This is a genomic window from uncultured Empedobacter sp., from assembly GCF_937930195.1.
GTDB lineage: Bacteria > Bacteroidota > Bacteroidia > Flavobacteriales > Weeksellaceae > Empedobacter > Empedobacter stercoris.
In genome coordinates, this window is record NZ_CALGVK010000180.1 from 1 (window position 1) to 17,483 (window position 17,483).

Sequence of the window (17,483 nt, forward strand, 5' to 3'; positions counted from 1 at the left end):
AAAGAAAAACTGTTGTATATAGATTTTTTTTCATTTTTATAATCATTTAGAAAGGACAAGTTACAATGGACTTATTCAGAGGAAAGAATTTGACATTGGGAAGGATTTCAAGCAATTGAAATCCTTTTTTTATGCTTTTTTAAAGCACAAAAAAAGAGAGACATAAGCCTCTCTTTTATAAATATATATCCGAATGTATTATTCTTGTGATACAATTTTAGCAGATAAATACTCACGGTTCATACGTGCGATGTTATCTAAAGAAATTCCTTTAGGACATTCAACTTCACAAGCACCTGTATTTGTACAGTTACCAAAGCCTTCTAAGTCCATCTGAGCAACCATTTTCTGAGCACGACGAGCAGCTTCTACTTGTCCTTGAGGTAACAATGCGAATTGAGAAACTTTTGCTCCTACGAATAACATTGCTGATCCATTTTTACAAGTTGCAACACATGCTCCACAACCAATACATGTTGCAGCGTCAAACGCTTCATCTGCATTCATTTTGTTTACAGGAATATTGTTTGCGTCTACTGTACGTCCTGATGTGTTAATAGAAATGTAACCTCCAGCTTGTTGAATACGATCAAAAGATGTACGGTCTACAATTAAATCTTTGATTACTGGGAATGCAGCAGATCTCCATGGTTCGATGTATATCGTTTCACCATCTTTGAACTTACGCATGTGTAATTGACAAGTTGTAACACCTCTATCTGGTCCGTGTGCTTCACCGTTAATGAATAAAGAACACATACCACAAATACCTTCACGACAATCGTGGTCGAAAGCAACTGGCTCTTTTCCTTCCTCTACTAATTGCTCGTTTAATAAATCAAGCATTTCTAAGAAAGAAGAATCTGTAGAAACATCTTTTAAGGAATATGTTTCCATTTTTCCTTGAGCATTAGCGTTTTTTTGACGCCAAATTTTCAGCGTGATGCTGATTGTTTTTGATGATGCCATAATTCTATATGATATTTTGACATTTTGCTTGATCGTAAACTATCAAGCAAAATGATTTTATTATTTATAACTACGAGTTTTAAGCTCGATATATTTGTAATTCAACTCTTCTTTGTGTAAAACCTCTTCGTTAATGTCGCTTCCTTTGTATTCCCAAGCAGCAACATAAGCATAGTTTTCATCATCACGCATAGCCTCTCCTTCTTCTGTTTGATACTCTTCACGGAAGTGTCCACCACACGATTCGTTACGGTTAAGTGCGTCTATAGCCATTAACTGTCCTAATTCAAGGAAGTCAGCTACACGTCCTGCTTTTTCTAACTCAGTATTCATTTCGTTAGCCTCACCAGGCACTTTCACGTCACGGTAGAATTCTTCACGTAAAGCAGCAATTTCAGCAATCGCTTCTTTTAAACCTTCTGCATTACGTGCCATACCTACTTTGTTCCACATAATGATTCCTAAACGTTTATGGAAACTATCTACTGTCTTAGTTCCTTTATTGTTTAAGAAGTGTTGAATTTGATCTTTTACAGCTTTCTCTGCTTCATCAAATTCAGGTGTATCTGTTGGGATTTTACCTGTACGAATATCAGCTGATAAATAATCTGCTATAGTGTAAGGTAAAACGAAATAACCATCTGCTAAACCTTGCATTAAGGCAGAAGCTCCTAAACGGTTAGCTCCGTGATCAGAGAAGTTAGCCTCTCCAACTACGAAACATCCAGGGATTGTTGATTGTAAGTTGTAATCAACCCAAACACCACCCATTGTATAGTGAATTGCAGGATAGATACGCATTGGATTCTCATATGGATTCTCATCTGTAATTTTATAATACATTTGGAATAAGTTACCATATTTCTCTTCAATCCATTTTTTACCTAATTTTTCAATTTCAGCATCTGATGGATTTTGATCACCGTTTGCAAATGCAACTTCACGACCTTTTTTCTTAATTTCATCTGTAAAATCTAAGTAAACTCCTTCTCCTGTTTCGTTTGCTTCAATACCGTAACCAGCATCACAACGCTCTTTAGCAGCACGAGACGCAACGTCACGAGGAACTAAGTTACCGAATGCAGGATAACGTCTTTCTAAATAGTAATCTCTATCTTCTTCTTTGATATCGACTGCTTTCTTCTTACCAGCACGAATCGCCTCAGCGTCTTCTTTCTTTTTAGGAACCCAGATACGACCAGAGTTACGTAAAGATTCAGACATCAACGTTAATTTTGATTGATTTGTACCGTGAATTGGAATACAAGTAGGGTGAATTTGTACATAACATGGGTTAGCAAACAAAGCACCTTTTTTATGAATTTTCCAAGCAGAAGTTACGTTAGACCCCATTGCATTAGAAGACAAGAAATATACGTTTCCATATCCACCAGTTGCAATAACTACTGCGTGTGCAGAATGTCTTTCGATTTCACCAGTAATTAAATTACGAGCAATAATACCACGAGCTTTTCCATCTACAAGTACAATGTCTAACATTTCGTGACGATTATACATTTGGATGTGCCCTAAGTGAATTTGCTGATTCATTGCTGAATAAGCACCTAATAATAATTGTTGTCCTGTTTGACCTTTCGCATAGAAAGTACGAGATACTTGTACCCCACCAAAAGAACGATTATCTAATAAACCACCGTAATCACGTGCAAAAGGTACCCCTTGCATTACACATTGGTCGATGATATTACCTGAAACCTCTGCTAAACGATAAACGTTAGACTCACGAGCACGGTAATCACCTCCTTTGATTGTATCGTAAAATAAACGGTAGATAGAGTCGTTATCTCCTTTATAGTTTTTAGCAGCATTGATCCCTCCTTGTGCAGCAATAGAGTGAGCACGACGTGGAGAATCTTGGTAACAAAAAGCTTTCACTTTGTATCCTAACTCTGCTAAAGTAGCAGCAGCAGAACCTCCAGCTAAACCTGTACCAACTACAATAACATCAATTTTATCACGGTTATTTGGAGCCACTAAGTTTAAGTGAGCTTTGTGTTCGCTCCATTGTTTTGCGATATCTCCTTGTGGAGATTTAGAATCTAATATACTCATTCTTGATATTATTTAATTATTTAACAAAAAAATGGTAAACAGCGATGATAATGAAACCAGCTGGAATTAAAATAGAATACCATTTCCCGAAAGCTACAATTACAGGTGTATATTTGCTATGTTTTGCACCAATAGATTGGAATGCAGAAGCAAAACCATGTTGTAAGTGTAATGATAAAAATACAAAAGCAACAATGTAAATTACTAATCTTACAAACCCTAAAGCACCTTCTAATGAGAATACGTGACCTAAATGATCCATAAAGTAATTTCCTTGCGCAAACTCTGGATTTGGAGTAATGTAGTGATCCATGATTGTTGGAACCCAAAAATCATACAAGTGTAATAATAAGAAAACTAAGATTACAGATCCAGAAATAATCATATTTCTTGACATCCAAGTTGCATTTGCAGCACCATTATACTTTTGATAAGCAACTGGTCCACGAGCTTTTTTGTTTTGAGCCTCTAATACAAACCCCATTACAAAGTGGTAAACTACACCAATTAATAAGATAGGTTGCATTAAGTACTGAATAAAAGGGTTGTTACTCATGAAAGCCGAAACTTCATTGAACCCATTCGGATTAATTACAGATAACGCATTAATCACGAAATGCTGTAACAAGAACACGATCAAAAATAACGCTGAAAGCGCCATCGCGAACTTCCTACCAATCGACGATTTTAGTAATGATTCATTTGCCATAAAGCAATTCGTTTAATTTTTTAGATATTTCTACAAATTTAATCATCCCTCTACTCTAATCACAATGAAATATATCATTTCATTAACATAATCGTTAGTTTAGAATCATTCTTAGTTATTTAGCAAATTTTTAACAATTAAAAAAAATATTGTGTAATCAATAATTATTCTCTATACTTGCAATAGAAAAGTAGAACAACTTTTCATAGGTTTAAGTTAGTTAGGTTAATCCTCTTATAGCAATATAAGAGGATTTTTTATTTTTGGTTGTAACATTTCAATTTTTTATACTACATATAAAGTCAACAAAGCAATAGTTTGGACAATAAAGCAAAAATTTTCACTGAATTAATCGAGAAAAATCAAGGAATAATCCACAAGGTTTGTCGTATTTATACAGACGACAAAGACTCTCATGACGATTTATTTCAAGAAATTGTTTTGCAATTATGGCGTTCATACGATTCATTTAAAGGCGATTCTAAATTTAGCACATGGATGTATCGGGTTAGTTTGAATACCGCTATTACTTTAATTAGAAAGAAATCAAAATCAAACGAAACTGACCTAAACGAAACGCATTTTATTCATTTAAAGTCAGAAGAAAAAGACGAATTCTTAGAAGAACGCATCACCCTATTGTATGCTGCTATTCGTCTATTAAATGATGTAGAAAGAGCTTTAGTTCTCCTCTTTTTAGAAGATTTACCTTATAAAGATATTGCCGAAACTTTAGGAATTTCAGAAGTGAATGCGCGTGTAAAAATGAATCGTGTGAAGATTAAATTAAAAGAAATAATGTCTAAAATGGAACAATAATGGAGTTAGATGACTTAAAATCAATTTGGGGTTCCATCAAGGAAGAAGAAAAATTTGATCAAAATCAAATTTTTCAAATGTTAAAAAAGAAATCATCAACAACAATAAAATGGTTGTTTATTTTCACGTTTTGTGAATTCATCCTTTTTCTTGTTTACAATGCTTATGTCTTAATTTCGGGGAAAAATTTTTTTAATAATGATGTCAAATCATTAGTTGAAGAGAAAACGATTACCAATTATGAAATTGCATCAGTTTTTAGTATAGTCATTACATTCGGATTTTTGGTCATGGCTTATCGTTACTACAAGAAAATAAATCTAAATCAATCTGTTGTTGATTTAATGAAAAACATCATCTCTTTCCGTCGATTAGTCAATTTATTTATTCTTTTTACCGTTTTGAGTTTGATTGTTTCCTCTGCACCGTTTTATTACGAATTAGGTCAATCTATTTATTTAGCAAAACATGTAAATGACATTCAACCTCTTACAGATAACGCCTCTCTTTACGGATGGATTGCTATCATAACAGCTGTTACATTTATCGTAATTATAGGGACTATTTATTATGGAATTATTTATTTTCTATTTTTAAGAAAACTTCAACAAAACTTAAAAGAATTGAGAGAAATGAAATAAAATAGTATTTTTGCAAGAGAAATGAAAAAATTCATCCAATATACCATGCTAATGATTTCACTGTTTATGACAGTGTATCAATCTGCGCATATATTGGAACACGCTTTTAATGAAGAGCACAAAGAATTAAAAGAGCAATTCTCTAACGTACACGATCACAGCTGTACAGTCTGTCATTTCAATCAGCATTTTATCGAAAATGATTCAGAAATCGAATTATTTCAATGGTCGATATCATTCATTCAAAAAGATAAAACACTTTACACAACTCGTGTAAAACAAACAGTATTACTTACTCAAAAAAGCCTTCGAGCACCACCCTATATAATTTAATTTCAGTAAAAAACCATCCTTATTTTTTTAACGTTATTAAATTATTGTATTTATGTCAATCAACATACAATGTAGTATTGTAGCTACATTTTTGTGCGGATCTGTGTTTGCGCAAAATATTTTCGAAGGTCAAATTATTGATAAAAACCAACAACCAATTCCTTTCGCAACCTTATATATTAACAACGATGAATATCATGCAAATGCTGAAGGAAAATTCAAAATAGAAAATTTAAATCAAGGGCAATACCAAGTGCAAATTGATGAACAAGGTTACGAACCTTTTTCGCAAAACATCACATTTGATAAAAATCAAAAAATTGTCTTTACCCTTACATTTCACAAAGCATACAATTTAGATGAAGTAACTGTTTTGGGACATCATCACGATTTTTCGACTGCAAATATTCAACGTGTCGATCAATCCTATATTCAAGAAAACTATGCAGGATCTTTAGCCAAATCATTAGAAAATATGGCTGGAATTAACGCTTCTGGAATTGGGTCTTCAGCGTCAAAACCAATCATACGAGGACTTGGTTTCAACCGATTAATTGTTGCTGAAAATGGAGTTAAACAAGAAGGTCAACAATGGGGAGCCGATCATGGTTTAGAGATTGATGCGCTAAATATTGAAGATATTGAAGTCATAAAAGGACCTGCTGCATTGGGGTACGGAAATGAAGCTATTGCAGGAGTTATCAAAATAAATAACAATAATTTACCCGCAAAACATTCGCTTTCTGGAGAAACAAAAGCATTGTATCAATCGATTAATGATAATATTGGAATTGGATTTAATTTAAAATCTCGTGGAAATCATTTTTTCTACAAAATAAAAGGTTCTTATTCAGATTATGCCGATTACAAAACAACAACAGATCGCATTTATTACCTCAATCGGTATTTACCAATTTACAACAAACGAGTAAAAAATACGGCTGGACAAGATTTTAATGCAGAAATACAAACTGGTTATATTGGCGAAAAATTTCGTTCGATTTTAACTGTTTCTAATGTTAACCAAAAGATTGGGTTTTTCCCTGGTTCGCACGGAATTCCATCTATTGATCGCTTAAAAGATGATGGAAATAACCGAAATATCGAATTTCCTTATCAAAAAGTAAATCATTTCAAAGTAATTTCTGAAAATGAATTCCGCTTAAACTCGAAAGATGTTCTGAAATTTCTGGGTAGCTACCAAAATAATCGTCGACAAGAAGTAAGTGCTTTTCATACACATTACGCAAATCAACCAGCTCCTTTATTAAATCCGAATTTAGAATTAGATTTTAATCTTTCTACTTACGATTCTCAATTAAAATTTGAACATAATCACAGTAAAAATTTCAAGACGATAATTGGTGCTCAAGCGCAAATTCAGGTAAATAATATTAGTGGATACAATTATTTATTACCAAAATATGATCGAAACATTTTTAGTGGATTTCTGATTGAAGAATTCAAAAAAGGAAATACATGGAAAGTAACTGCTGGTTTACGTTATGATTATTCTACTTTTAAATCTGAAGGCTATTTTGATGAATTTTTATACAATTATTTAATCGAAAAAGGAAACTCAACAGGCATAGCAGATTATTATGCCAATCGTAGTAAGTCCATCGATCGTAATTTTAGCAATTTGAATGGAATGATTGGTGCAACTTTTCAACCTAATCAACAATGGGATTTCAATTTAAATATTGGAACAAATTTCCGTTTACCAACAGCTATCGAATTAGGTTCTAATGGAATTCATCACGGAAGTTTTAGACACGAGCGCGGTGATGACAATTTGGATGTTGAAAAAGGAATTGCATTCGACTTTAAATCCGTTTTTCATAAAAATGACTGGGATATATCGGTAAGTCCTTATTTATATTATTTCAGTAATTACATTTTCTTGAAACCTTCGGGACAATTTTCTATACTTCCTCATGGCGGACAAATTTATCAATATACGCAAAGCAAAGCGTTATTAACTGGTTTTGAATTTGAAGTTCGTAAAAAAATCAATGAAAACTTTGATGCAAATGTTGTCTACGAATATTTGTATAACCGACAAATTACTGAAAATAACAAGTTAGGAAATTATCTTCCTTTTACGCCTGCGAATAATGTGTTTGGACAAGTTAATTATAAAGTCAATCAAAATATCGGATTTTTAGATGAGTTGAGCTTTTTTGTAAATGGAAAATATACCTTTGAGCAAGATAAAATTGCACAAAACGAAGATCTTACTCCAAGTTATTTTTTAGTTGGCATTGGAGGAAAAACGAAACTTAAATTCAATAATTTTCATGCAAATTTAAGTGTTCAAGTTTCTAATTTATTCAATAAAAATTATTACAATCACACTAGTTTTTATCGCGCTTTACAGTTACCAGAACAAGCAAGAAATATACAAATTATGGTAGGAATTCCGTTCGGAAAATAGTTTATACATGAAAAAGAGACAGCCATTTTTTGGACTTTTCTTTAGTATTATTCTTTTTTCGATACCGATTTTTAATCAATTACATTTTTCTTTAATCGATCATTCGCCAGAAATTTCGAATCAAAAGAAAGAAATTATTCATCATCAGTGTAATCATTTTATATTTTATACAATTTTTATTGATACTCATGATGATCCTAAAGTTGAAGTAAAACTTAACGAAGAATTTTACAAAAAAGAAAGTTTTGAACAAATAGAAAAAATTGAATTTTCTACAATTGAATATCATTTTACACGAGGACCACCTCAAGATTTTGTTTATAAATAAATCAACTAAAATCTTAAAATAACTATTCAAATCAAAAAAATAAAACAATGAAAAACACAATTTTAAAATACATATTCGTTTCAATCGTCGCATTATTCGTTACGTCTTGTTCATCAGATGACTCTTCATTAGATACAACAAAACCAGAAATTAATTTGATTGCTCCAAAAGATCATGATGAATTTCATTTAGGGGAAACCATTACGATTGATGCAATTTTGAAAGATAATATAGAATTAGGAGCTGTAAAAATCGAAATTCATTCTGCGGAAGACGAACATGAACATAGAACAGCAAATGTTAATTGGACGTATGATGCGGAAGAGGCTATTCCGGCAGGAAAAACCGAGCACACATTAAGTCATCAAGTAAATATTCCTGCAGAAGGAATTACAGAAGGGCATTATCACTTAGGATTATTCTTAATTGATCGCGCCGGAAATCAAACACAATCCTTTCTCGAAATCGTTGTAGGTGAAGATCACGATCACGAACATTAAAATAATTTTAGAAACGCTCGAAATTTCGAGCGTTTTTTTATGTCTATTGTTAAAAGAATGTTACTTTAGCAATCCTCAATTATATCAAAACTAAAAAATGATTGCAATAGCGGATAGCGGTTCTACTAAAACAGATTGGGTGATTTTAGATAGTAACCTGAATGAAGTGTTTAGAACAAATACAATCGGATTTAACCCATATTTTGTAACAGCTGAAGATATTACTGCTGAATTACAAAAAAATGAAGATTTTGCACCTGTTGCAAATGAGTTTACGAAAGTCTTTTTTTACGGAGCTGGAACTTCGAGTGAAGCGATGTACGAAGTCATAAAAAACGGATTAAATAATTTCTTCCCTAATGCAGAACTGGTTGTTGACCATGATTTATTAGCTGCTTGTTATGCTACGTACATGGGAAAACCTGCAATGGTTTGTATCTTAGGAACAGGATCTAATTCATGTTATTTTGATGGAACAACTTTACGTGAAGAAACAAAATCTTTGGCTTACATCTTAGGAGACGAAGGTTCTGGAAATGACTTAGGTAAACGAGTATTACGCGCTTTCTATACAAAAAAAATGCCACCACATTTGGCTAAAGCGTTTGATGATTATTACAAATTATCTGTAGAAGAACTAAATAAAAATGTATATCAAAACAAATTTGCAAATACCTATTTAGCTTCCTTCAATAAATTTGTGGTTGAGCATAAAAATGACCCATTTATTCAGAAAATTATTTATGATGCAATGTCTTCTTTTATTGAATATCAAATTATGCCTTATGAAGAAGCACGTCATTCCGAATTAAATTTTATTGGTTCTATCGCTCACATATACGAAGATGTTATACGTTCTGTTGCTGCTGAATTTCACTTAACTGTAGGACATATCATTAGAAAACCGATTGACAACGTTGTGGATTATCACAAAAAATATTTAATTAAATAAATGATTTCTCAACCAAAAATTGCGATAATTTCTTATAACACGCCTCATCGTAAAACGCAAGATGTTTTAACTGGCCTGAAAGCAAAAGGTTATCAAAATATAAAAGTATTTGCACTACCATTTGTACAACGCGAAAATCCCTTCAAACCCATTTACCAACATCGTCCAAGTAAGGCTATACAGGTAGATCCAATTGAATTTTGCAAAAATTTCGGATACGAATTTGATTTAACAACTGCTGATACCTTAAATCGCCAATTAAATGATTTTGAAGCTAACTTTGTCATCATAGCTGGTGCAGGTTTATTACCAGATGAATTGGTCGAAAATCATAAAATCATCAATACACATCCAGGTTTTTTACCTTTGACAAGAGGTTTAGATTCACTAAAATGGGCAATTACAAAAGGTGTAGAAATTGGTGTAACTACCCACTTTGTCGATACAGAAGCAGATGCAGGTTTTTTGATTGAACAACAGCATATTCCGGTTTATGAAAATGATACTTTTCATTCGGTTGCTTATCGTCAATATGAAATCGAAATTGAAATGTTAATAAATTCGATTGAAATAATTCCGACCCTTTCAAAATTCAAATCACTTTCTTCAAACGAGTTTGAAGCGACAAGAAGAATGCCTAAAGTAATTGAAGAAAACCTAATGCAAGCGTTTGAAGGTTACAAAGAAAAATATAAAATAGTTTAACCTATTGATTAAAATAAACTAAAAAGGTTTACTCAAAATTTTGAATAGACCTTTTTTTATTCCTTAATATTTATTTTACAATTCTTCTGCTAATAATTGATCTCCTTTTTTTTGAACACTTTTATATGCTCTATAACAAACATATAATATAAACAATACAAAAATAAACGCTAATGGCGCTAATACAATTGCTGTAATACTTAATACAATAGAACTAAAAGTTTCACCTGTATTAACCAAAAAATTACCAGCACCAGCAGTTGTAGTAGTTGAAACTGCTCGTGCAGCAGCAGTAGTTCCGCTAATCGCTGCCGCAGTTCCACCACCAGCTATAATTGCTAAAGCCCAAGTTGCTACCTCATTCATTTCTGGTAACGTTATGCCAACCGCAATCGTTCCTGCAATCCCTGCCAAAGGTACCGCTACGGTATCTAAAAGATTATCAATAATTGGAATATAATAAGCCCCAATTTCAACCAACATCGCTACACCAAGCGTAATCAACGCTGGTGTACTTCCTATCCACATCCAACTATCATCAAGATTAATAAAACTTCCGCCAAATTTCACCACTAAACTTAAAACAAATAATGGTAAAAAAATCCTAAAACCAGCTGCAGCAGCCAATCCAATTCCGAGAAATAAAGAGAAAACAGTAGTCATTGATAATAAATCATTCATAGTATAGTATTTTTTATAGTTCTGATTTAATAAATATAACAATAAAAAAGATAAAGTTTTTATTTTTTTTCTTTCCTTTGCATTCGATTAAGAAAAACCAAGTGCTACAAAGTACTTTTATTTTGTAATTAAGTCTAAATGTTTGAAGTACATCTAAATAATCGATTAATAACTCAACCTATATTGAAGTGGATTGATCATTATTTCTTTTCACAAAATCAATCAACCAAAACTTTTTCACGACACCCTTTAATATTTTGCAAGAATCCATTTCTTTTTATTTTAATTTCTAATAAGAAAATTTTATCTTTAAGGAAATTTTATGAGAACTCTTGCAATGGAAATATCAAACGAAATAAAAAATAATAATAAAACAAAAATGCTGGTAATAGGAATTGCAGGAGGTACAGGATCGGGAAAAACGACCGTTGTAAACAATATTTTGAGAGATCTTAACGCTGAAAGTGTCATCGTTATTTCTCAAGATAATTATTATAAAGATCATCCTGAATTATCATTTGATGAACGTTCTAAAATAAATTTTGATCATCCAAGATCTATTGATTTTGAATTGTTAAAAGAACATGTTGCTTTACTTAAAAATGGAGTTTCAATCGAGCAACCTGTTTATTCGTTCATTACGCATAGTCGCAAAGAGGAAACAATATTGACACATCCTCAGTCTGTTATTATCGTAGAAGGAATTTTGGTACTTACAGATCCAGAATTACGCGATTTGTTTGATGTAAAAATCTTTGTTCACGCAGATTCTGACGAAAGATTAATTCGCCGTGTACGCCGTGACATACAAGAACGCGGTCGAGATTTGGATGAAGTTTTAACGCGTTATCAAAAAACACTGAAACCAATGCATCAACAATTTATCGAACCTTCTAAAAACTATGCAGACATTATTATTCCAAATATGAAAAAGAAAAATTCTGTCGCAGTAAAAGTTTTATCAACTGTAATTAAAGAAAAACTTAACTCAAAAACTGCTGTATAATGAAAGAAAAATCGGAAGAAATCTTTGACGAAGAGCTAATACCAGAAGTGCCGAAAAGAAAAATTAAAGATACTTTTGTCTTCAAATTTGTTTGGAATCGTTACTTTATATTAACGGTATCGTTTGCTATTTGGATGATTTTTTTCGATCAAAACTCTTTTTTCGTACATCGCGAGTTAGATAAACAAATCAAATTATTAGAGGTTGATGAACAATATTACCAAGAACATTTGGATAAAGAAACAGAGAAATTAAATCAATTAAATAGTAATCCTGCTGAAATAGAACGCATCGCAAGAGAAAAACATTTCTTGAAAAAAGATGATGAAGATATTTTTATCATTCAGCAAGAGAAAATTGAGAAGCCACAAAATAAAGAAAATGAATAAATTATTTCAAGATTTCGATACGATTTCTGAAAAAGAATGGAAAAATAAAGTTCAAGTAGAACTGAAAGGATTAGAATATAATGAAACGTTGGTTTGGGGAACAAATGACCAAATTAACGTTAAACCATTGTATACAAAAGATGATGTTGATTATTCAACTATTCAACCATTACCAAAATCTTCTAAAGATTGGAAAATAATTTCAAAATATACGGGAAATAAAAATCAAGATTATAGCTTTTTATATGGTTATTTGATCAATCAAAAAGAAGCAAATTCTACGTTAGATCTTCCTAATTACTTGGATTTATTTATTCAGTATGATGGCTCATCAGCTTTAAAATCTCTTGAAAAACTTCCGAATTTAAAATATTTGGATATAGATCCTTATGGTTATTTGGCTCAAAATGGCTTGTGGCAAAATGATTCTGAGAATGCAACAAAAGAATTGATAAAAGAAGCTTTAGCTTTAGAAAATTTCGAAAAAGTAATTTCAATTCAAGGAGATATTTATCAAAATGCAGGAGCAAATCATGTACAACAAATTGCGATTACACTTGCACATGCTGTCGAATATTTAGAGAACTTTGGTGCTGATGTTGCTGATAAAATCTATTTTAAATTTGCTGTAGGAAGTAATTATTTCTTCGAAGTGGCAAAATTAAGAGCGTTCCGTTTTTTGTGGAAAATGATTTTAGAACAATACAATAAAGAAAGTGAAGCCTTTGTTTTCACCTCAACTTCTGATCGTAATAAATCTAAATTAGATATTTACAACAATGTTATTCGTTCTACTGTAGAAGCTTCTTCTGCTATTTTTGGTTCGAGTGATGCTGTTTTTGTAGGTGCTTATGATGAATTAAATAACGAATCTGATTTTGGGTTAGAATTAGCAGCAAAACAACAATTGTTATTGCAAAAAGAATCCTATTTAAATCAATTTGCTGATCCTGCTGCAGGTTCTTTTTATATTGAAACCTTAACAAACCAAATGGCAGAAAATGCATTAGAATTATTCAAAACAATTCAAACTGCAGGTGGATTTATTAAAGCCTTACAAAGCGAAACCATTCAAGATTTTATTTATACAAGTGCGAAAAAAGAACAAAAAGATTTTGATGAACAGATTATCAAATTGATTGGTGTAAATAAGTTTAGAAACCCTTCTGATGTCATTGAAAAAATTCCAAAAGAAAAAATAGTTAAACCAGCTCTTTTTATTCCTATTGTACCAACTCGTTTAGCAGAAAAAGAAGAAAATAAATAAATTTCGCAAATGAAATTGACAAGCAATTTCATTCCGAACAAAATAATAATAAGACTTCAGTATCCTTGTGTTACTGAAGTCTTGTTTTTGATAAAACATTAGCTTATTTCTAAAAAAATCGTTTTGAATCAAAATATTTTAACACAAGAATTTCAAGATTATTTAAAAATAATCGAGCAAGAAGATTTCAAATCTATTGGTTTAAAAAAATCGTTATTTGATGGTATTTCTTCGGCAGAAATTGCACAACAATTAAAAGGAATTCAAGTAGCAAAATATAAATTCCCAACACTTTATTCGACAAAAAACATTTATTTTCCGCCATCTATCAATTTAGAACAAGCAAGCTCTGAAGCTGCTGCAAATTATAAATCGAGTTTGGTTAAAGGAAAAACATTAATCGATTTGACCGCGGGTTTTGGAATTGACACCATGGCTTTTGCTAAAAATTTCGAAAAAGTATATCATATCGAACAAAATCCAGAATTAAGTGAAATTGTACAACATAATGCACAAATTTTAGCTCCAAATTTAGAAACTTACACTGGTACTTTTCAATCATTTTTTGAAACCAATCCTGAATCTAAGTTTGATGTTATTTATCTTGATCCAGCCCGAAGAAATTCGAGTGGAAGAAAATTTATTTTAGAAGATTTAGAGCCAAATATTTTAGAATGGATGCCAACTTTTTTCGAGAAATCTAATAAAATCATCATCAAGCTTTCTCCATTATTGGACATCACTTCTACCTTACAGCAAATTGATTCCATTTCAGAAATACATATCGTTGCTTTAAAAAATGAAGTGAAAGATTTTCTACTGATTATTGATAAAAATTGCTCTACTAAAAATCCTTTGATTAAAGCAATTAATTTAGAAAGTAATCAACCTGAATTTTCATTCAACTTTGAAGACGAATACAATTCTAATGCAAATTTTGGAACAGTACAACAGTATATTTACGAACCAAATGTTGCTATTCTAAAAACGGGCGCTTTCAAATTATTGAGCGAAAAATTTAATTTGCATAAATTACATCAAAACACCCATTTATATACGTCTAATGAACTTTTGAACGAATTTCCTGGAAAAATATATTCAGTGGAAAAACACATCAATCATCCTAAAAAAGAAATTATAAAATCTAAAGCTAATCTTTTGGTAAAAAACTATAACCAAGCAATAGATATTGTCAAAAAGAAATTTAAAATAACAGATGGTGGTGAAACAACATTAATTTTTACACAAAGTATAGATGGTTTTCATATTCTAAAAACTTCGCGTGTTTAGTTGGGTTTCGAGAAAAGTTGTGCTAATTTTATACAACAATTTTACAACCCTATAATTTTGCATTTGAAACTTAAGAATAAAATCGAAAACTTTATATATGGAGAAGCGCTTTCTGATGGTTTAAAAACCTCTTTGGCGATTATCATACCTCCTATAGTCGCAAGTTTTTTTGGCGATTTGTATGCTGGTGTTACAATAAGTCTTGGCGCAGTTTTAGCACACATGACAGACACTCCTGGTCCATTCAAAGAACGTCGAAACTTGATGTGGCTTTCCGTTTTATTAATTTTTATTGTTTCATATTTAACAAAAACGATTAATAATTTTCCAATTTTATTAGGAATTTGTTTAACGATTATCGTATTCTTTTCTAATATGTTAACCGTTTGGGGACAACGTCTAAGTGCACTCGGAATGGTCATCATGATGTCGATGGTGATGAATATGAACGACTTGAGACAAGAATTAACTCCATTACATACTGCCTTATACGTTACTGCTGGTGCGGCATGGTACACTATTTTTAGTTTAGCGATTAGTACATTTCGTCCCTACAGAATGGCGCAACAAAATCTTGCTGATGCCATGATTCATATTTCGGAATACATCCGAATTAAAGCTTCTATGTTTGATAAAGATTCTAATTATGATGACATTGTCCAAAAACTTATTGACGAACATGTTGTCATTAATGAAAAGCAAAATTTGGTCAGAGACTTAGTTTTTACCAATAAAAAATTGGTAAAAGACCAAACACCAATCGGACGATCGATTGTTTTTATGTTCTCAGATTTAATGGATATTTTCGAAAATATTACTGCAACTCAATACGATTATGTCAAAATTAGGGAAGTATATGGCGATACAAAGGCGATGCGCAAAATTTATAATATGATGAATAAATTAGCGCACGAACTAAAAATGATTGCTTATCATATCAATTCGAACAAACGTCCTAAAAAACCTTCTTTTGATTTTGATGCTGAATTAAAAAAGATTGATGACGCAATAAAAGAATTGTATGCTGAAGGCAAAAAACCTATCGTTTTATCCAAAATTTATATCAATCTAAAACAAGTTGTTTATAAAATAGAATTTATTCATAAATTCTTTTACGATGATTCTTTTACCGAAAAAAAGAAAAATCCGTTGGATCATGCAGAGCATTTTCAACCAACAGTCGATTATTCGTTCGGAAAAATAAAAGATCATCTCAACCTAAAATCTTCTATTTTCAGACATGCTATTCGTTCCTCTATTGTCATGCTTTTAGCATATTGTATAACATTTATTATTCCCATGACCTATCACAGTTATTGGCTATTAATGACTGTTCTTGTTATCTTAAAACCTGGTTTTAGCGTGACAAAAAAGAGAAACTTACAGCGTTTAAAAGGAACTATTTTTGGTGGATTAATCGGAATTTTAATCCTACTTATTTTTCCACAACTATCTGTACGATTTGTATTGATGTTATTCTTTATGTTAATGGCGTATACATTCATACGTCACAAATATGCTGTTGGCACCTTTTATTTAACAGCTTACATCTTGATTTCGTTTAGTTTTTATTCGCAAAAAGATTCACTTTATATCATACAAGAACGAACAATAGATACATTAGTTGGTGGTTTAATGGCCTTTATTTCATGCTACATTATTTTACCTTCTTGGGAAAAAAATAACATGAATGAATATATTCAAAAAGCGTTAATTGCTAATTACGAATTTGTTTTTCTTATTTTTAAAAAATTAGCTGATAATGACGTTACCACAACAGATTATAAATTAGCGCGTAAAGACGTGTTTATTGCAATGGCAAATATCAATTCAGTTTTTCAACGTGTCATTTCAGAGCCAAAAGATAAACAAGAAAATGCAGATGATTTGAATAAATTTACCATTTTCAATCAATCATTTGTATCCTATTCACTTGGATTAGTGAAAATTCTAAAGAAAAACAACTCGGTTATTTTAACTTCCGAACACATACGATTAATGAAAAAAATATTGCAATTATTACTTCAAAATATTCGACTTTATGGTGAATATGAAACCGAAAATTTACCCAAAACAATCGAGTTTAAAGAAAAAACAATTGCATATACTGAAATCGAAACGGAGGCTTTACAAAATGACTCTGAGTTGATTGAAGATTTACTTGAGTATTTGTACGAAATCTCTTACGATTTCACGAAAGTTGGACATGTTTTTGTAAAAGAAAAACCGTTAAAAGAATAAATATAATTTAACTATTCAAAATCTAAAATCATACGTTATAACTACCTTTTTTGGAAAAAAAAAAAATAATGGAATAAAAAAAACATACAAAAAAATCATAAAGGTCAATCTTTAAAGCGTAATTGTTGTTAAAAAAAAAAAAT

General features: G+C 31.4%; 17 protein-coding genes. 13 read left to right on the plus strand and 4 right to left on the minus strand.

Features of this window, described 5'->3' with window-relative positions:
• Positions 1 to 198 precede the first annotated feature (198 nt).
• Genes Q0616_RS10580 through Q0616_RS10590 form a run of 3 tightly spaced genes read right to left on the minus strand, consistent with a single transcriptional unit; the run spans position 199 to position 3,751 of the window.
• Complete coding sequence (locus Q0616_RS10580) at positions 199 to 969, minus strand: succinate dehydrogenase/fumarate reductase iron-sulfur subunit (protein ID WP_171622202.1); 771 nt, start codon at positions 967 to 969, stop codon at positions 199 to 201.
• Positions 970 to 1,029: 60 nt separating this feature from the next.
• Complete coding sequence (locus Q0616_RS10585) at positions 1,030 to 3,042, minus strand: fumarate reductase/succinate dehydrogenase flavoprotein subunit (protein ID WP_171622203.1); 2,013 nt, start codon at positions 3,040 to 3,042, stop codon at positions 1,030 to 1,032.
• 16 nt (positions 3,043 to 3,058) lie between these two features.
• Complete coding sequence (locus Q0616_RS10590) at positions 3,059 to 3,751, minus strand: succinate dehydrogenase cytochrome b subunit (protein ID WP_225539515.1); 693 nt, start codon at positions 3,749 to 3,751, stop codon at positions 3,059 to 3,061.
• A 318-nt stretch (positions 3,752 to 4,069) separates the two neighbouring features.
• Here Q0616_RS10590 and Q0616_RS10595 point away from each other — a divergent pair, with 318 nt between their 5' ends.
• The 8 genes from Q0616_RS10595 to Q0616_RS10630 all read left to right on the plus strand — a co-directional run bounded on the left by Q0616_RS10595 (position 4,070) and on the right by Q0616_RS10630 (position 10,466).
• Positions 4,070 to 4,570 carry a sigma-70 family RNA polymerase sigma factor gene (locus tag Q0616_RS10595; RefSeq protein ID WP_171622205.1) on the plus strand — a complete coding sequence of 167 codons (501 nt, stop codon included), beginning with the start codon at positions 4,070 to 4,072 and terminating at the stop codon, positions 4,568 to 4,570.
• Complete coding sequence (locus Q0616_RS10600) at positions 4,570 to 5,211, plus strand: hypothetical protein (protein ID WP_260542746.1); 642 nt, start codon at positions 4,570 to 4,572, stop codon at positions 5,209 to 5,211. The genes Q0616_RS10595 and Q0616_RS10600 overlap by 1 nt, the downstream gene beginning before the upstream one ends.
• A 21-nt stretch (positions 5,212 to 5,232) precedes the next feature.
• Positions 5,233 to 5,544 (plus strand): hypothetical protein, encoded by a 312-nt coding sequence (locus tag Q0616_RS10605; RefSeq protein WP_225541478.1) that lies wholly within the window; start codon positions 5,233 to 5,235, stop codon positions 5,542 to 5,544.
• A gap of 52 nt (positions 5,545 to 5,596) precedes the next feature.
• A complete protein-coding gene (locus tag Q0616_RS10610; RefSeq protein WP_298776907.1) occupies positions 5,597 to 7,981 on the plus strand; it encodes a TonB-dependent receptor in 2,385 nt (794 codons plus the stop codon).
• Between the two features lie 7 nt (positions 7,982 to 7,988).
• A complete protein-coding gene (locus Q0616_RS10615) occupies positions 7,989 to 8,309 on the plus strand; it encodes a hypothetical protein (RefSeq protein ID WP_298776908.1) in 321 nt (106 codons plus the stop codon).
• 47 nt (positions 8,310 to 8,356) lie between these two features.
• Entirely contained in the window at positions 8,357 to 8,809 is a 453-nt protein-coding gene (locus Q0616_RS10620) for a DUF4625 domain-containing protein (RefSeq protein WP_225539510.1), read from the plus strand.
• A gap of 97 nt (positions 8,810 to 8,906) precedes the next feature.
• Positions 8,907 to 9,761: an ATPase gene (locus tag Q0616_RS10625; RefSeq protein ID WP_298776911.1), complete on the plus strand. Its 855-nt coding sequence runs from the start codon at positions 8,907 to 8,909 to the stop codon at positions 9,759 to 9,761.
• The gene (locus Q0616_RS10630; RefSeq protein WP_171622212.1) at positions 9,762 to 10,466 is read left to right on the plus strand and encodes a formyltransferase family protein; all 705 of its coding nucleotides are present in this window, start codon (positions 9,762 to 9,764) and stop codon (positions 10,464 to 10,466) included.
• Positions 10,467 to 10,541: 75 nt separating this feature from the next.
• Here the strand turns inward: Q0616_RS10630 and Q0616_RS10635 are convergent, their stop codons facing one another.
• Positions 10,542 to 11,147 carry a DUF4126 domain-containing protein gene (locus Q0616_RS10635; RefSeq protein WP_171622213.1) on the minus strand — a complete coding sequence of 202 codons (606 nt, stop codon included), beginning with the start codon at positions 11,145 to 11,147 and terminating at the stop codon, positions 10,542 to 10,544.
• 337 nt (positions 11,148 to 11,484) lie between these two features.
• Between Q0616_RS10635 and udk the strand changes: the two genes are divergently transcribed.
• From udk to Q0616_RS10660, 5 genes are all read left to right on the plus strand, one after another.
• Positions 11,485 to 12,153: a uridine kinase gene (udk, locus tag Q0616_RS10640; protein WP_348650875.1), complete on the plus strand. Its 669-nt coding sequence runs from the start codon at positions 11,485 to 11,487 to the stop codon at positions 12,151 to 12,153.
• On the plus strand, positions 12,153 to 12,542 hold the full coding sequence (locus tag Q0616_RS10645) for a septum formation initiator family protein (RefSeq protein ID WP_171622215.1): 390 nt from the start codon (positions 12,153 to 12,155) through the stop codon (positions 12,540 to 12,542). The genes udk and Q0616_RS10645 overlap by 1 nt, the downstream gene beginning before the upstream one ends.
• On the plus strand, positions 12,535 to 13,809 hold the full coding sequence (locus tag Q0616_RS10650) for a methylmalonyl-CoA mutase family protein (protein WP_298776912.1): 1,275 nt from the start codon (positions 12,535 to 12,537) through the stop codon (positions 13,807 to 13,809). Before Q0616_RS10645 ends, Q0616_RS10650 begins: the two co-directional genes overlap by 8 nt.
• A 123-nt stretch (positions 13,810 to 13,932) precedes the next feature.
• Positions 13,933 to 15,099 (plus strand): RsmD family RNA methyltransferase, encoded by a 1,167-nt coding sequence (locus Q0616_RS10655; protein WP_298776913.1) that lies wholly within the window; start codon positions 13,933 to 13,935, stop codon positions 15,097 to 15,099.
• 57 nt (positions 15,100 to 15,156) lie between these two features.
• Positions 15,157 to 17,340 (plus strand): FUSC family membrane protein, encoded by a 2,184-nt coding sequence (locus tag Q0616_RS10660; RefSeq protein WP_225532464.1) that lies wholly within the window; start codon positions 15,157 to 15,159, stop codon positions 17,338 to 17,340.
• Positions 17,341 to 17,483: the final 143 nt, after the last annotated feature.

Bases quoted from the DNA above. Each gene is read 5' to 3' on its own strand.
- Q0616_RS10580 (WP_171622202.1), bottom strand. From the start codon at position 969: ATGGCATCATCAAAAACAATCAGCATCACGCTGAAAATTTGGCGTCAA.
- Q0616_RS10585 (WP_171622203.1), bottom strand. From the start codon at position 3,042: ATGAGTATATTAGATTCTAAATCTCCACAAGGAGATATCGCAAAACAA.
- Q0616_RS10590 (WP_225539515.1), bottom strand. From the start codon at position 3,751: ATGGCAAATGAATCATTACTAAAATCGTCGATTGGTAGGAAGTTCGCG.
- Q0616_RS10600 (WP_260542746.1), top strand. From the start codon at position 4,570: ATGGAGTTAGATGACTTAAAATCAATTTGGGGTTCCATCAAGGAAGAA.
- Q0616_RS10605 (WP_225541478.1), top strand. From the start codon at position 5,233: ATGAAAAAATTCATCCAATATACCATGCTAATGATTTCACTGTTTATG.
- Q0616_RS10610 (WP_298776907.1), top strand. From the start codon at position 5,597: ATGTCAATCAACATACAATGTAGTATTGTAGCTACATTTTTGTGCGGA.
- Q0616_RS10615 (WP_298776908.1), top strand. From the start codon at position 7,989: ATGAAAAAGAGACAGCCATTTTTTGGACTTTTCTTTAGTATTATTCTT.
- Q0616_RS10620 (WP_225539510.1), top strand. From the start codon at position 8,357: ATGAAAAACACAATTTTAAAATACATATTCGTTTCAATCGTCGCATTA.
- Q0616_RS10625 (WP_298776911.1), top strand. From the start codon at position 8,907: ATGATTGCAATAGCGGATAGCGGTTCTACTAAAACAGATTGGGTGATT.
- Q0616_RS10630 (WP_171622212.1), top strand. From the start codon at position 9,762: ATGATTTCTCAACCAAAAATTGCGATAATTTCTTATAACACGCCTCAT.
- Q0616_RS10635 (WP_171622213.1), bottom strand. From the start codon at position 11,147: ATGAATGATTTATTATCAATGACTACTGTTTTCTCTTTATTTCTCGGA.
- udk (WP_348650875.1), top strand. From the start codon at position 11,485: ATGGAAATATCAAACGAAATAAAAAATAATAATAAAACAAAAATGCTG.
- Q0616_RS10645 (WP_171622215.1), top strand. From the start codon at position 12,153: ATGAAAGAAAAATCGGAAGAAATCTTTGACGAAGAGCTAATACCAGAA.
- Q0616_RS10650 (WP_298776912.1), top strand. From the start codon at position 12,535: ATGAATAAATTATTTCAAGATTTCGATACGATTTCTGAAAAAGAATGG.